Origin of the sequence: Albimonas marina (assembly GCF_029223255.1) — a bacterium.
In the GTDB taxonomy this organism is placed as follows: Bacteria; Pseudomonadota; Alphaproteobacteria; order Rhodobacterales; family Rhodobacteraceae; genus Albimonas.
On record NZ_JARHUC010000008.1, the window covers coordinates 91,141 to 103,522 of the forward strand.

Genomic DNA, 12,382 nt, shown 5'->3' on the forward strand with positions numbered 1-12,382 from the left:
ACCGCGTCAGGCGCGACGCGCCCCCCTGAAACACGCGCCGCAAGCGAACAGGGCGCTGCCGAGAAGCATAACGGCCGGTGGCAGAGGCACCGACGAAACATAGTCATCCGATACTCTGACGGTCGAAATGTAGCCGCTATCCGCGCCCCAGTAGTCGTTGTCGTTAGCCAAAGGCCCGGGCCCATCACGGATGATGCTAACCCAACTGAGAGGCGACGCTCCCGTTGTGTAAAGCAAGCTGCCGTCCGCAAACCCGACGGACACCCCCCAGCGGGTGGTCAGATTGTTAGAAAAAGTGATGACATTGTTGAATCTTCCGCTCGCATAGAATTGGTAGTCATCATTTATAGGGTCCGTGTCCTCTCTCGGATGCATGCTCCAGCCACCGAAGACGTCGGCCGTCAATGAGGTTGTGCCGTCCCCAACATCCAGAAGAACTCGCTCCACGAACTCACCATCGTTTATCATCAAAAAGCTCGCCCAGACGTCGCTGGGCGATGTCAAGATCGACACATGCATCGTCTCAAGATCGCTGTTGTATTTGGTGCCCCCACTCAACGGTCCTTCGGGAAACGCCCAGAAGATCTCGACATAGGGCCGCGACTCAGCTGGTTCGCCGATGTTGTTAGTGACAGGCCCCGTCATGGTCACGGTCGTCAGGAATGCGAGCGCCTTGGCCTCCGGCGCAGCCATTGGCGACAGAGCTAGGAATGACGCGGCAGCGCAAGCGATCACTCTGAAAGTCATCCGGTTCTCCTCTGGTCTTGCGCTCCTCCGAGTCTCACAGCTTCGGACACCTAACAGACGGGAGGAGGCACTCCGGTCGACATCGATGAAGCTGTAGAGAGCGATTGATTCGCATACCTCACATTCGGTACGCTCAAGATGATTTTCTGATGCGCATTGCTGGAGGCTTCGATCTATGGTGCCGCCAAGTCCCGAAGAACTTGCGCTGCTTGCCTTGGGCGTTGCGCTTGGAGATCACTCGCCGGAGGAATTTCTGGTCAAGTTGACTTGCTCTCCAGAGATATCCAAGGCCAGCTCCTTTGCGGTCGGGATCGATGGAGAAACGCCAACCGATCAGCTCCAAACCGGGATCCCCGAGGAAGCATGGAAGGCCTATACTGAAGAATTCTACCAGCTTGATCCGTGGACCGGCCCAGTCCTCCGCGCGGCGCAGCGGCGGTCGTTCAACGTAGCCAGTCGGCTTGTCGACCCGGAGCAGACAGAGAGATCGGCCTTCAGGAATAGGTTTCTGAAACCTTTTGACCTTTATGGCGACGCAGCCTCGGTCGTCTTGCATCGCCTGGACGGTCGGCCCGTCGCGCTGGCGATGTACTCGTCTCTCAGCCAAGGCTCCTTCGACGCCGGGTTCGAGCGCAGCGTCGCGCCTCTGTTGCCGGCGATCCAGAGTTTCATGCGGCTGCGGGATCTCGCGGTAGCACAGACTCTCGACGGCGCGCTGCGGAGCGAGCCCGGCGTCTCCACTGCGGTTCTCGCGTCGGACTTGAGCCTCCTTGCGACGAGCGACGATTTCGCCAACCGGAGTTCGGCGCAGGCGAGCATGGATCGGCGCGGACGGCTCACCCTGAAGAACCGGGAGGCGCAACGAACGCTCGCGGCGCTTGCTGCATCTACGCGCGACGGCGCTGTCGCAAGCGCCGAGCCCGTCCGTCTCGCGGATTCGGAAGCTGGACGTATGACCGCCCGGATCGCCGTCTTCGAGGACACGCGCTGGTTCTTCCGTCGCATGTCCGTCGTCCTGACGATCGAGCCGCCCCTACAAGAGCGACGAAGCCTGCTGAGGCGGCGCTTGGGCGAACTAGGACTGACGCCCAGCGAGATAGACGTGGCGCTGATGGCCACGGACGGCCATTCGCCGGCCAATGTCGCAGAGCGGCGAGGGCGATCCATTCTTACGGTTCGCACCCAGCTTCGGAATGTGATGGCGAAGCTGGACTGCAGGTCGATCGCTCAACTGGCGGCGAAGATCGCCTCGATCTGATCAAGGCAGAGAGCCGTCCGTCGCCCCTCACTCCGCCGCCACCGCCTCCGCCTCCTGCGCCGCGATGAAGCGCTCGGCCTCCAGGGCCGCCATGCAGCCCATGCCCGCCGAGGTGACGGCCTGGCGGTAGACGTGGTCCGTCACGTCGCCGGCGGCGAAGACGCCGGGGATGGAGGTGGCGGTCGTGCCGGGCTCGACCTTCACGTAGCCGCCGTGGTGCAGCTCGAGCTGGCCCGCGACCAGCTCGGAGGAGGGCGAGTGGCCGATGGCGATGAAGACGCCGGCGCACTCCAGCGTCCGCTCGGCCCCGGTCGCGACGTGGCGCAGGCGCACGCCGGTCACGCCCAGGGGGTCGCGCTCGCCGATCACCTCGTCGAGGAGGTGGTCCCAGATGATCTCGACCTTGGGGTTCTTGAACAGGCGGTCCTGCAGGATCTTCTCGGAGCGCAGCGAGTCCCGGCGGTGGACCAGCGTCACCTTGGAAGCGAAGTTGGTCAGGAACAGCGCCTCCTCGACCGCGGTGTTGCCGCCGCCGATCACCACGACCTCCTTGCCGCGGTAGAAGAAGCCGTCGCAGGTGGCGCAGGCCGAGACGCCGAAGCCCTTGAACGTCTCCTCGGACTCGAGGCCCAGCCAGCGGGCCTGGGCGCCGGTGGCGAGGATCACGGCGTCGGCCAGGATCGTCTCGCCGCCGTCGAGCTCGGCGCGGAACGGGCGCTGGGAGAGGTCCAGCCGGCCCACCAGGTCCGATATGATCTCGGTCCCCATGGCGCGGGCGTGGGCCTCCATCCGCTCCATCAGCGCGGGGCCCATGACCTCGGTGTCGCCGGGCCAGTTCTCGACCTCGGTGGTGATGGTCAGCTGGCCGCCGGGCTGGATGCCCTGGACGAGCACCGGCTCGAGCATCGCGCGCGAGGCGTAGACCGCCGCGGTGTAGCCCGCGGGGCCGGAGCCGATGATCAGAACCTTCACGCGCCGAACGTCGCCCATGGCCGCCTCCGCCGTTCCCGTCGTTGAGAGAGGGTCCCCATATAGACAAGGCGGCGGGCCGCCGAAACCCCCGCCCCCCGTCGCGTTCCCGAGAGGCGGCCGCGAGGCCCCCGCCCCGCCTCCCGCGCCCCGCTCAGCCCAGCCGTTCGGCCAGGACGGCGGCGGCGGCCTCGGCCTGGGCGAGGGGGCGGACGGGCCAGGTCAGAAGGCGGCCGTCCCACTCGCGCGAGGCGCCGGCGAGGGCGAGCTGCTCGTGGAATCGGGCGAGCTTGGCGGAGACGTCGGCGAGGCCCAGCACGTGCACCGGCACCCCGGCGGAGGCGGCCTCGGAGGCCATGTTGACCGAATCCGCCGTCACCAGCGCCGCCGAGGCCAGCCCCAGGATGCCGGGATAGGGATTGGCGCCCGCCCCGTCCCAGATGAAGGCCCGCGGCGCCGCGCGGCGCAGGGCGAGGTTCAGCCCCTCGGGCGAGCGGCGCGAGAGCGTGGCCATGATCCCCCAGCCCGCGGCCGTCGCCTGCTCCAGCGCCTCGACCAGGTGCAGGGTCATCGTGGGCGACCAGCGGGCCGAGCGGCTGGGACCGCCCACAAGCACCGCCAGACGCGGCTGGGGAAGGCGGGCGAGGGCGGCGGACCACAGGCTCGCCTCCGCCGCCGCGAGCGCGGGCGTCACGCGGGAGAGGGAGCCCAGCGTCTCGACCACGTTGGGGGCCTTCAGGCGGTCGTGGCTGGGGACGACCACGGCGTCGAAGTCCGAGAGCCGCATGCCGGGGTTGAGGATCTGCACCGCCCGCGTGGCCCCGCCCGAGAGCCGGCGCATCGCGGCGGCCACGGGGGCGGAGCGGCGCCCGGCGGAGATCACCAGCTCGGGCCAGGGGCGGGAAAGGGCGGCGCCCGCGTCCTCGAGCGCGGAGAACGGCCAGCCGCCCACGCGCGGCGGGATCGCGGCCCAGGCCATCGCCGGCAGGCGCGCGGGGCCGCGGCGGGGCGTGGCGCGGCGGATCTCCGCCGGCGCCCAGCCGTGGGCCTCCATCGCGCGGGCGAGCGCCAGCGCCGGCCCCTCGTTGCCGGGCCGCCCGTCCGTCACCACCCACACGTCGCGGAGGTTGCTGCCCCGCGTCACCCCGTCCGATCCTGCATGAACCGTGACCGCTCCTTTCCGAATCTTGCGCTTTTGCGCAACATCATTGCATTGTCCCGGCCAGCCGGAGCAATCCGACCCCTCCGCCGGTTCGCCGGCTCTCGAATTCCGCGTCCGGCCGCGTCCTGCGCCGGGCGCCCCGTCGCCCAGGAAGCTGAATGCCCCCCGCCAAGCTGGACCCCATCGACCGCAAGATCCTCGCCGAGCTGCAGTCCGACGGCCGCATGACCAACGTCGAGCTGTCGCGCCGGGTCGGGATCTCGGCTCCGCCCTGCCTGCGCCGGGTGCGGGCGCTGGAGGAGACGGGATTCATAGAGGGGTATCATGCGCGGGTCGATTCCAGGGCTCTGGGGTTCGAGGTCGCGGTCTTCGCGATGATATCCCTGCGCAACCAAGCGGAACGGGACCTGAACGAATTCGAGGAAAGGGTTCGTTCATGGCCGCTTGTGCGCGAATGTCACATGCTGAACGGCGAAATCGACTTCATCCTGAAATGCGTGGCGCCGGACCTGTCGACCTTCCAGCGGTTCCTGACCGGGGACCTGGTGTCGGCGCCCAACGTCGCCTCGGTGAAGACCTCGCTGGTGATCCGCGAGACCAAATGGCAGCCGGGCGTGCCCTTCGACGTGATGGAGGCGCGGGCCGAGGACTGAGCCTCGCCCCGGCGCCGGCGCGCCCCGGGCCGCCGCGGCGGCCTTTCCCGACCGACCCTTGTTTCCGCCGCGCCCGCGCGGCCTGCCCCGGTGTTCGTGGATGACCGATTTCAACCTCGACCGTTTCGCCGTGATCGCGGACGTGCATGGAAACGCCGACGCGCTGGCCGCGGTGCTGGCGGACGTGGACGGGCTGGGGATCGGCTCGATCTTCAACCTGGGCGACCATGTCAGCGGCCCGCTGGCCCCGGCCGAGGCGCTGGCCCTGACCATGGGGCGGGCGGGCATGATCTCGGTGCGCGGCAACCATGACCGCTGGGTCGTGGCGGGGGGCGCGAACATGTATCCCTCCGACCGCATCGCGCGGGAGGACCTGTCGCAGGCGCAGCTGGAGTGGCTGGCGGCCCTCCCGGCGACGCGGCGGGTGGGGGACGTGTTCCTGTGCCACGGCACGCCCCGCGACGACCTGGAATACTGGCTCGAGACGGTGACGCCCGAGGGGCACGTGGTGTTCCGCGGCCTGCCCGAGATCGCCCGCGCCGCCGTGGGCGTGGACGCGGGCCTGGCGCTGTGCGCCCACACCCACCTGCCACGCCGGGTGGACCTGCCCGACGGGCGGGTGATCCTGAACCCCGGCAGCGTCGGCTGCCCGGCCTACGAGGATGTCGAGCCCTATCCCCACGTGGTGCAGACCGGCACGCCGCTGGCGACCTACGCGGTGGTCGAGCGGCGCGGGACGGCCTGGGCCACGAGCGTCCGGCAGGTTCCCTACGATCCCGCCCGCATGGCCGAAGCCGCCCGCGCCGCGGGGCGAGAGGGCTGGGCGCGCGCCGTCTCGACCGGCTGGCTGCGCGGCGCGCCGGGGGCGCCGGCGGCGCGCTGAGGCGGCCGCGCCCAGTCTCCCAGCAGCCAGTCTTCCCGCGCTCAGTCCTCCAGCACGATCACCGAGGCGAGGCGGCCGTAGTCGCCTTCCTTGCGATGCACCGCGCGGCGGTTGGAGTAGAAGCGCGCCTCGTCGCGATAGGTGCAGTGGCCGGTCCAGGCGGCCTCGGCCACGCCCGCCTCGCGCAGGCGGCGCAGGGCGTAGCCCGGCAGGTCGAACATCGGCCGCCCGTTGGGGCCGCCCGCGAAGAAGCGCTGCGCCTCGGGGTCGTCCATGGTGAAGTCGTCGAAGAACTCGGGGCCCACCTCGTAGGCGGCCTGGGAGATGCAGGGGCCGATCGCGGCGCGGATGCGGCCGCGCTCCGCGCCCAGCCGCTCCATCGCCTCGAGCGTCGCCTCGAGCGCGCCGCCCAGCGCCCCCCGCCAGCCGGCATGGGCCGCGCCGATCACGCGGGCGTCAGGGTCGTGGAAGAGGACCGGGGCGCAGTCGGCCGAGAGGACCGCGAGGGCGAGGCCCGGCTCGGCCGTGACCATCGCGTCGGCGCGGCGGTCGGCGTCCTCGGCCCAGGGGCCTGTCACGTGCAGGGCGCGGTCGGAATGAACCTGGTGGAGGAACAGCAGCCGATCCGGCGCGACGCCCATGGCGGCGGCGATGCGGGCCTTGTTCTCGGCCACCGCCGCCGCGTCGTCCTTCGAGCCTGCGCCCGCGTTCAGCCCCCCCGTCTGCGATCCGTAGATCCCGCCCGAGGCGCCGCCCTTGCGGGTGAAGAAGCCGTGGCGCACGGGGCCGAGGTCGGGGGAGGTCAGCGTCTCGAGGCCGGGGGCGGTGGGGGTCATGCGTCTCTTCCTTGCGCGTCCTGGCGCCTACGCGCCGCGATTCCGGGCCGCGGGTCAACCGCGCCCGGCGTCAGACCCCTGCGGGGCGCGGCTGGTTCGGGCCGGTGAGGGCGAGAACCTTGAACAGGGTGCCCATTTCTTCGGGATGGGTGAGGCGACGATGCGCCGAGACGATGGCCTCGACGGGGTCTTCCGCCGCCGCGCGCCCCGGCCCGGGGTCGGCGAGGGCGGGCGGGTGGGGAGCCGGCCCCGGGTCGGGGCGCGCGGCGGCGGCGCGGGCGAGCGCCTGGGCACGCTGGGTGATCCCCAGGCGCTCGAGGAAGGCGCCCTGCCCTGCCGTCGGCCAGGCGGTCGCGCCCGCCTCGCCCGCCCGGCGCGCCAGCGTGGCGAAGTCGACATGGGCCGTCAGGTCCGCCCGGCCGGGCGCCGCCAGCGGATCGGCGTAGGCATGCGTGCGCATCGCCTGGAAGGTGTCGGCGCCGCCGGGCGTGCGGGCGGCGTAGCCGTAGTCGACGATCAGCGCCGCCCCGCCCCGCGCCGCCAGCCGGGCGCCGATCCAGGCGGCGACGGCCTCGCCCGCGGGGCAGAGCTCGACGACCGCGCCGTCGGGCTCGTCCGCCCCCCACGGGACCACGGCGCCCAGACCGAAGCGCAGGCGCCCGGCCTCGTCCATGCTCACCGCCCGCTCCCGCCAGCGACCGCCGGCACGGATCAGCTGGCGGATCGGCAGCGCGTCGAAGAACTCGTTGGCGAGCAGCAGGAGAGGGGCGTCGGGCAGATCCTCGACCCGCTCCACCCAAGCCGCGCCGCGCCCCTCCAGCGCCGTCGCCTGGCGGGCGCGCAGGGTGGGGGAGATCTCGACCAGCCAGGGCGAGACGGCTTCGGCGAAGCCCGGCGCGCGGGAGGCGGCGCGCAGGGCGTCGGCCATCAGCGTGCCGCGTCCGGGGCCGAGCTCGGCCAGAACCACGCCCTTCGGCGCGCCCATGTCGAGCCAGGCCTGGGCGATCCACAGGCCCAGCAGCTCCCCGAACATCTGGGAGATCTCGGGGGCGGTGGTGAAGTCGCCGGCCGCGCCCAGCGGCTCGCGCGTGGTGTAGTAACCATGCTCGGGATGGGCGAGGCAGAGCGCCATGTATTCCGAGAGCGGGATCGCCCCCGACGACGCGATGCGCCGGCGCAGGAGGGGGAGGAGGGGCGTCTCCTCCCGCGCGTCGCCCTGCCCGCTCACGCGGCCTCCCGCGCCCAGCGTCCGCGGCGCGCGGCGAGCAGCACCGCGAGGCCGATCAGGATCATCGGGATCGAGAGGATCTGGCCCATGGTCAGGCCGCTCGTGGTCCCCCACTGCCAGGCGAGGCCCAGCGGGTTCGCCTCGGTCTGCAGGAAGGCGTCGGGCTGGCGCACCAGCTCGACGGCGGACCGCGCGAGACCGTAGCCGATCAGGAACACGCCGATCATCGTACCCGGCGTCTTCAGCCAGCCGCGGCGGGTGGCGAGGATCCACATCACGACGAAGAGCAGCGCCCCCTCCAGCGCCGCCTCGTAGAGCTGGGAGGGGTGGCGCGGCTCCGGCCCGCCGTTGGGAAAGACCACCGCCCAGGGCACGTCGGCGACGCGGCCCCAGAGCTCGGAGTTGATGAAGTTCGCGACCCGGCCCAGCAGCAGGCCGATGGGGGCGGCGCAGGCCACCGCGTCGCCGACCTCCATCACCGGGCGGCCGCGCACGCGGCTCCAGGCGACGATGCCGGCGATGACGCCCGCGAAGCCGCCGTGGAAGGACATGCCGCCGTTCCAGATCGCGGGGATCTGGGCGGGGTTCGCGAGGTAGTAGCCCGGCTGGTAGAGCAGCACGAAGCCCAGCCGTCCGCCCAGGATCACGCCCACCACCATCCAGGTCAGCAGTTCCTCGGCCTCGGCCGGGGACATGGGGGGATCGTTCCGCCACAGGGCGGGGCGCTTCATCATCCAGGCGACGTAGCGCCAGCCCAGCACCAGGCCCACGATGTAGGCCAGCGCGTACCAGCGCAGCGAGAAGGTGAAGTCGCCCAGCGACAGCGAGAAGATCGCCGGGTCGATGTTCGGGAAGGGGATCGCGAGCATGGGGCCTCCGGCGGGCCGGGGCGCCCGCGGGGCCTTTCTGGCAAAGGGGGCGGCCGAGCGCCAGTGCGCCGGGGCCGCGGCTCGCGCGGGCGCGAGGTCGGGCCCGCCAGAAGACGGGCAGGCCGCCCCCCGGCCAAGGCTCCCGCCCGCCCGCCCCGCCTCGCCCGGGGGGCGGGGCGCGGGCCGGCGACGGTCGATCCCGGGAACAGGTCGCGCCGGAGCGCGGCCGGACCCCGGGCGCGCCGGGGTGGGCGGGCGGGAGGCGCGCCCGGGGTCCGGACGCGCGGTCCGCGCCGCGTCGCCCGTGGCGGCGCAGGCTAGCCCACCAGCTCCTCGGCCCGCTCCAGGTCCACCGAGACCAGCTGGCTCACCCCCTGCTCGGCCATGGTCACGCCGAACAGGCGGTCCATGCGGGCCATGGTGACCGCGTGGTGGGTGATGCACAGGAAGCGCGTGGCGGTTCGCTGGCGCATCTCGTCGAGCAGGTCGCAGAAGCGGGTCACGTTGGCGTCGTCGAGCGGCGCGTCCACCTCGTCGAGCACGCAGATCGGCGAGGGGTTGGCCAGGAACACCGCGAAGATCAGCGACAGCGCCGTCAGCGTCTGCTCCCCGCCCGAGAGCAGCGAGAGCGTGGAGAGCTTCTTGCCCGGCGGCATGCACATGATCTCGAGGCCCGCGTCGAGCGGATCGTCGCTCTCCACCAGCACCAGGTTCGCGGTGCCGCCGCCGAAGAGGCGGGTGAACAGCTGGGTGAAGTTGGCGTTCACCTCCTCGAAGGCCGCCAGCAGGCGCTTGCGCCCCTCGGAGTTCAGGCTGGCGACGCCCTGGCGCAGCTTGGCGATCGCCTCTTCGAGGTCGACCTTCTCGGCGTCGAGCGCGTCCTTCTCGCCCGAGAGCTCCTTGGCGTCCTCCTCGGCGCGCAGGTTGACCGCGCCCAGCGCGTCGCGCTTGCGGCGCAGGTTGACGATGTCGATCTCGACGTCGCCCGCCGGCGGCACGGAGTCCGCGTCGATCTCCAGCTTCGCGGCGAGCGCGTCGGGGGCGCCGTCGGTCTCCTCCTCGATGCGCTCGGCGGCCTCGGCGACGCGGGTCTCGGCGGCTTCGGCCAGCGCCTCGACGCGGGCGCGGCCCTCGCGCGCCTCCGAGGCGGCGCGCTCGGCCTCGCGCTGGGCGGCGTCGGCGGCGCGCAGGGCGGCCTCGGCGGCGGCGAGCGCGTCGCCCGCGGCCTTGCAGCGGATCTCGCCCTTGGCGATGGATTCCATCAGCTCGAAGCGGCGGCGCTCGAGTTCCCCGGGGATCTCGCGGGCGCGGCCGAGCTCCTCGACCGTGTCCTCGATGCGGATCTCCAGCTCCTGGATGCGCTGGCCGGCGGTCTCCTTGCGGCGCTGCCAGCCGGCGCGCTCCTTGCCGATGTCGGCGAGGCGCTTCTCGCGGGCCTCGCCCTCCCGCCTGCGCTCCTGCTCGGCGGTGCGGGCGGCGAGCATGGCGGCGCGGGCGTCGGCGACGACGGTCTTGGCGGCCTCGGCGGCGGCGCGGGCCTCGTCGAGGTCCTCCAGCTCCGCCTGCATCTCCTCCGCCTCGACCAGCGCCTCCTGGGCGGCCTCGGCCTCGGCGCGGCGGTTCTCGAGACTGTCGGCCAGCGCGGCGTGGCGGGAGCGGCGCAGGTCCAGCTCGCCCTCGGCGCGGGTCAGGGTCTTCTCGGCCTCGGCCAGCGCGGCGTCGGCTTGGCGGCGGGCGGCGCGGGCGGCGCCGTCGGCCTGGGTGGCGGCGGCGAGACGGGCGCGGGCCTCCTCATGCGCCTCGCGGGCGGCGGCGGCGGTTTCCTCGGCGACCTCGAGCTGTTCGCGAAGGGCGGCGAGGCGGTTGCGCTGCTGGAGGCGCAGGGCGGCGGCCGAGGGCGCGTCGGCGGCCGAGGCGCGGTAGCCGTCCCAGCGCCACAGGTCGCCCGCGGGGGAGACGAGGCGCTGGCCGGGGCGAAGCTCGGCCTGCAGGCGGTGGCCGTCGGCTGCGTCGGCCACCAGGCCGATGCGCGCGATGCGGCGGGCGAGCGCGGCGGGGGCCGTCACATGGGCCGCGATGGGCGCGGCGCCGGCGGGCAGCGCGTCGGGGGCGTCGGCGTAGTCCGGCAGCGGGCGCCAGCCGGCGCCGGTCTCGTCCACCTCGGGCGCGCGCAGGTCGTCGCCCAGCGCCGCGCCCAGCGCGGCCTCGTAGCCCGGCGCGACCTCGATGCGGTCGAGCATCTGGCCCTCGGCGCCCTTGTCGCGGGCGAGCAGCCGGTCGAGCGCGTCGGCCTCGGCCTTCACCGCGCCCGCCTCGGCCTGGGCGGAGGAGGCGGCGGCGCGGGTCTCGGATTCGGTCTGCTGGGCCTCGGCGCGCTCGGTCTCGGCGGCGGCGAGCGCCTCCTCGGCGGCCTCTGCGGCCTCGCGCGCGGCCTCGGCGCCGGTTTCGGCGGCCTCCAGCGCCTCCTCGGCGCGGGCGGCGGCCTCGGCCTCGGCGGCGAGGCCCTGCTCGGCGCGCATCAGCTCGGCCTCGGCCTTGGCGCGCTGGCCGCGGGCCTCCTCCATGCGGCGGGCGGCGGACTGGTGGCGGGCCGCGAGGCGGGCGGCGTCGCCGGTCAGGCGGTCGAGCTCGGCCTCCTCGGTCTCCACCGCCACGGTGGCGGCGCGGGAGGTCTCGGCGGCCTCGGCCAGCCGGTCGGCCTGGCCGTCCTGCTGCTCCTTGAGCTGGGCCTCCTCCCAGTCGAGCTTCTCGACGCTCTCGTCCGCGTCCCGGCCCAGCGAGCTCTCGCGCTCCAGGTCGCGGTTGAGCTGGAGGGCGCGGGCCTCCAGCCGGGCGATGTCGGAGGCGGCCTGGCGGATGCGCTCGTCGACCTGGTCGCGCTCGACCAGCGCGCGCTGGAGGATGGCGGCGGCGACCGCGTCCTCCTCGCGCAGCGGCGGCAGGGCCTCGTCGGCGGCGATGCGGGCGGAGGCGCGGGCGGCGGCTTCGGTCTGGGCGCGGGCGGCGAGGCCGGTCGCCTCGGCCAGGCGCCGGCGCGCCTCCTCCGCCTCGGCGCCCGCCTCGCGCCAGCGCAGCCACAGGAGCATCCCCTCCGCCCGGCGCAGCTCGGCCGCGATCTCGCGGTAGCGCGCGGCCTGGCGCGCCTGGCGCTGGAGCTGGCCGAGCTGCTCGCCCAGCTTCTCCAGCACGTCGGAGACGCGGGTGAGGTTGTCCTCGGCCGCGCGCAGCTTCAGCTCGGCCTCGTGGCGGCGCTGGTAGAGGCCGCCGATGCCGGCGGCTTCTTCGAGGATCGCGCGGCGGGCCTTGGGCTTGGCGTTGATCAGCTCCGAGATCCGGCCCTGCCGCACCAGCGCGGGCGAATGCGCGCCGGTGGAGGCGTCCGCGAACAGCATTTTGACGTCACGCGCCCGCAGCTCTTTTCCATTGAGCCGATAGGCGGAGCCGGCGTCACGGGTGATGCGGCGGGAGATCTCGAGGTCGTCGGAGTGGTTGAACTCCGCCGGCGCGGTGCGCTCGGCGTTGTCGATGCGGATCGCGACCTCGGCGTAGCTGCGCGCCGGGCGGGTGGAGGCGCCGGCGAAGATCACGTCCTCCATGTCGCCGCCGCGCATGGCCTTGGCCGAGGTCTCGCCCATCACCCAGCGCAGGGCTTCCAGCAGGTTGGACTTGCCGCAGCCGTTGGGCCCCACCACGCCGGTCAGGCCGGGGGCGATGACCAGCTCGGTCGGGTCCACGAAGCTCTTGAAGCCCTGAAGGCGCAGCCGGGTGAAGTGCATG

At 72.9% G+C, this 12,382-nt stretch carries 10 protein-coding genes; 3 read left to right on the forward strand and 7 right to left on the reverse strand.

The genetic code is table 11. The annotated features are described in order from the left end of the window. Positions 1-6: 6 nt before the first annotated feature. Positions 7-747, reverse strand: coding sequence for a hypothetical protein (locus P2H44_RS20325; RefSeq protein WP_275766526.1), 741 nt, complete (start codon positions 745-747; stop codon positions 7-9). A gap of 175 nt (positions 748-922) precedes the next feature. On the opposite strand from P2H44_RS20325, the gene P2H44_RS20330 reads away from it, so the two are divergent. Beyond that, positions 923-2,005 carry a helix-turn-helix transcriptional regulator gene (locus P2H44_RS20330; protein WP_275766527.1) on the forward strand — a complete coding sequence of 361 codons (1,083 nt, stop codon included), beginning with the start codon at positions 923-925 and terminating at the stop codon, positions 2,003-2,005. 27 nt (positions 2,006-2,032) lie between these two features. On the opposite strand, the gene trxB is transcribed toward P2H44_RS20330, so the two are convergent. Together trxB and P2H44_RS20340 are read right to left on the reverse strand one after the other, a co-directional pair. Continuing rightward, a complete protein-coding gene (gene trxB, locus P2H44_RS20335; RefSeq protein ID WP_275766528.1) occupies positions 2,033-2,995 on the reverse strand; it encodes a thioredoxin-disulfide reductase in 963 nt (320 codons plus the stop codon). A gap of 133 nt (positions 2,996-3,128) precedes the next feature. Further along, on the reverse strand, positions 3,129-4,118 hold the full coding sequence (locus tag P2H44_RS20340; RefSeq protein WP_275766531.1) for a mitochondrial fission ELM1 family protein: 990 nt from the start codon (positions 4,116-4,118) through the stop codon (positions 3,129-3,131). Positions 4,119-4,294: 176 nt separating this feature from the next. On the opposite strand from P2H44_RS20340, the gene P2H44_RS20345 reads away from it, so the two are divergent. Beyond that, positions 4,295-4,789, forward strand: a complete 495-nt coding sequence (locus P2H44_RS20345) for an Lrp/AsnC family transcriptional regulator (RefSeq protein ID WP_275766533.1) — start codon at positions 4,295-4,297, stop codon at positions 4,787-4,789. A gap of 100 nt (positions 4,790-4,889) precedes the next feature. After that, positions 4,890-5,672 carry a metallophosphoesterase family protein gene (locus tag P2H44_RS20350; RefSeq protein WP_275766534.1) on the forward strand — a complete coding sequence of 261 codons (783 nt, stop codon included), beginning with the start codon at positions 4,890-4,892 and terminating at the stop codon, positions 5,670-5,672. A gap of 41 nt (positions 5,673-5,713) precedes the next feature. Here the strand turns inward: P2H44_RS20350 and pgeF are convergent, their stop codons facing one another. From pgeF to P2H44_RS20370, 4 genes are all read right to left on the reverse strand, one after another. After that, positions 5,714-6,508 carry a peptidoglycan editing factor PgeF gene (gene pgeF, locus P2H44_RS20355; protein ID WP_275766536.1) on the reverse strand — a complete coding sequence of 265 codons (795 nt, stop codon included), beginning with the start codon at positions 6,506-6,508 and terminating at the stop codon, positions 5,714-5,716. 70 nt (positions 6,509-6,578) lie between these two features. Then, the gene (locus P2H44_RS20360; protein ID WP_275766538.1) at positions 6,579-7,736 is read right to left on the reverse strand and encodes a class I SAM-dependent methyltransferase; all 1,158 of its coding nucleotides are present in this window, start codon (positions 7,734-7,736) and stop codon (positions 6,579-6,581) included. Beyond that, positions 7,733-8,605 carry a prolipoprotein diacylglyceryl transferase gene (gene lgt / locus P2H44_RS20365; RefSeq protein ID WP_275766540.1) on the reverse strand — a complete coding sequence of 291 codons (873 nt, stop codon included), beginning with the start codon at positions 8,603-8,605 and terminating at the stop codon, positions 7,733-7,735. Before lgt ends, P2H44_RS20360 begins: the two co-directional genes overlap by 4 nt. Before the next feature lie 317 nt (positions 8,606-8,922). Further along, positions 8,923-12,381, reverse strand: a complete 3,459-nt coding sequence (locus P2H44_RS20370; protein ID WP_275766541.1) for a chromosome segregation SMC family protein — start codon at positions 12,379-12,381, stop codon at positions 8,923-8,925. Between the last annotated feature and the right edge of the window lies 1 nt (position 12,382).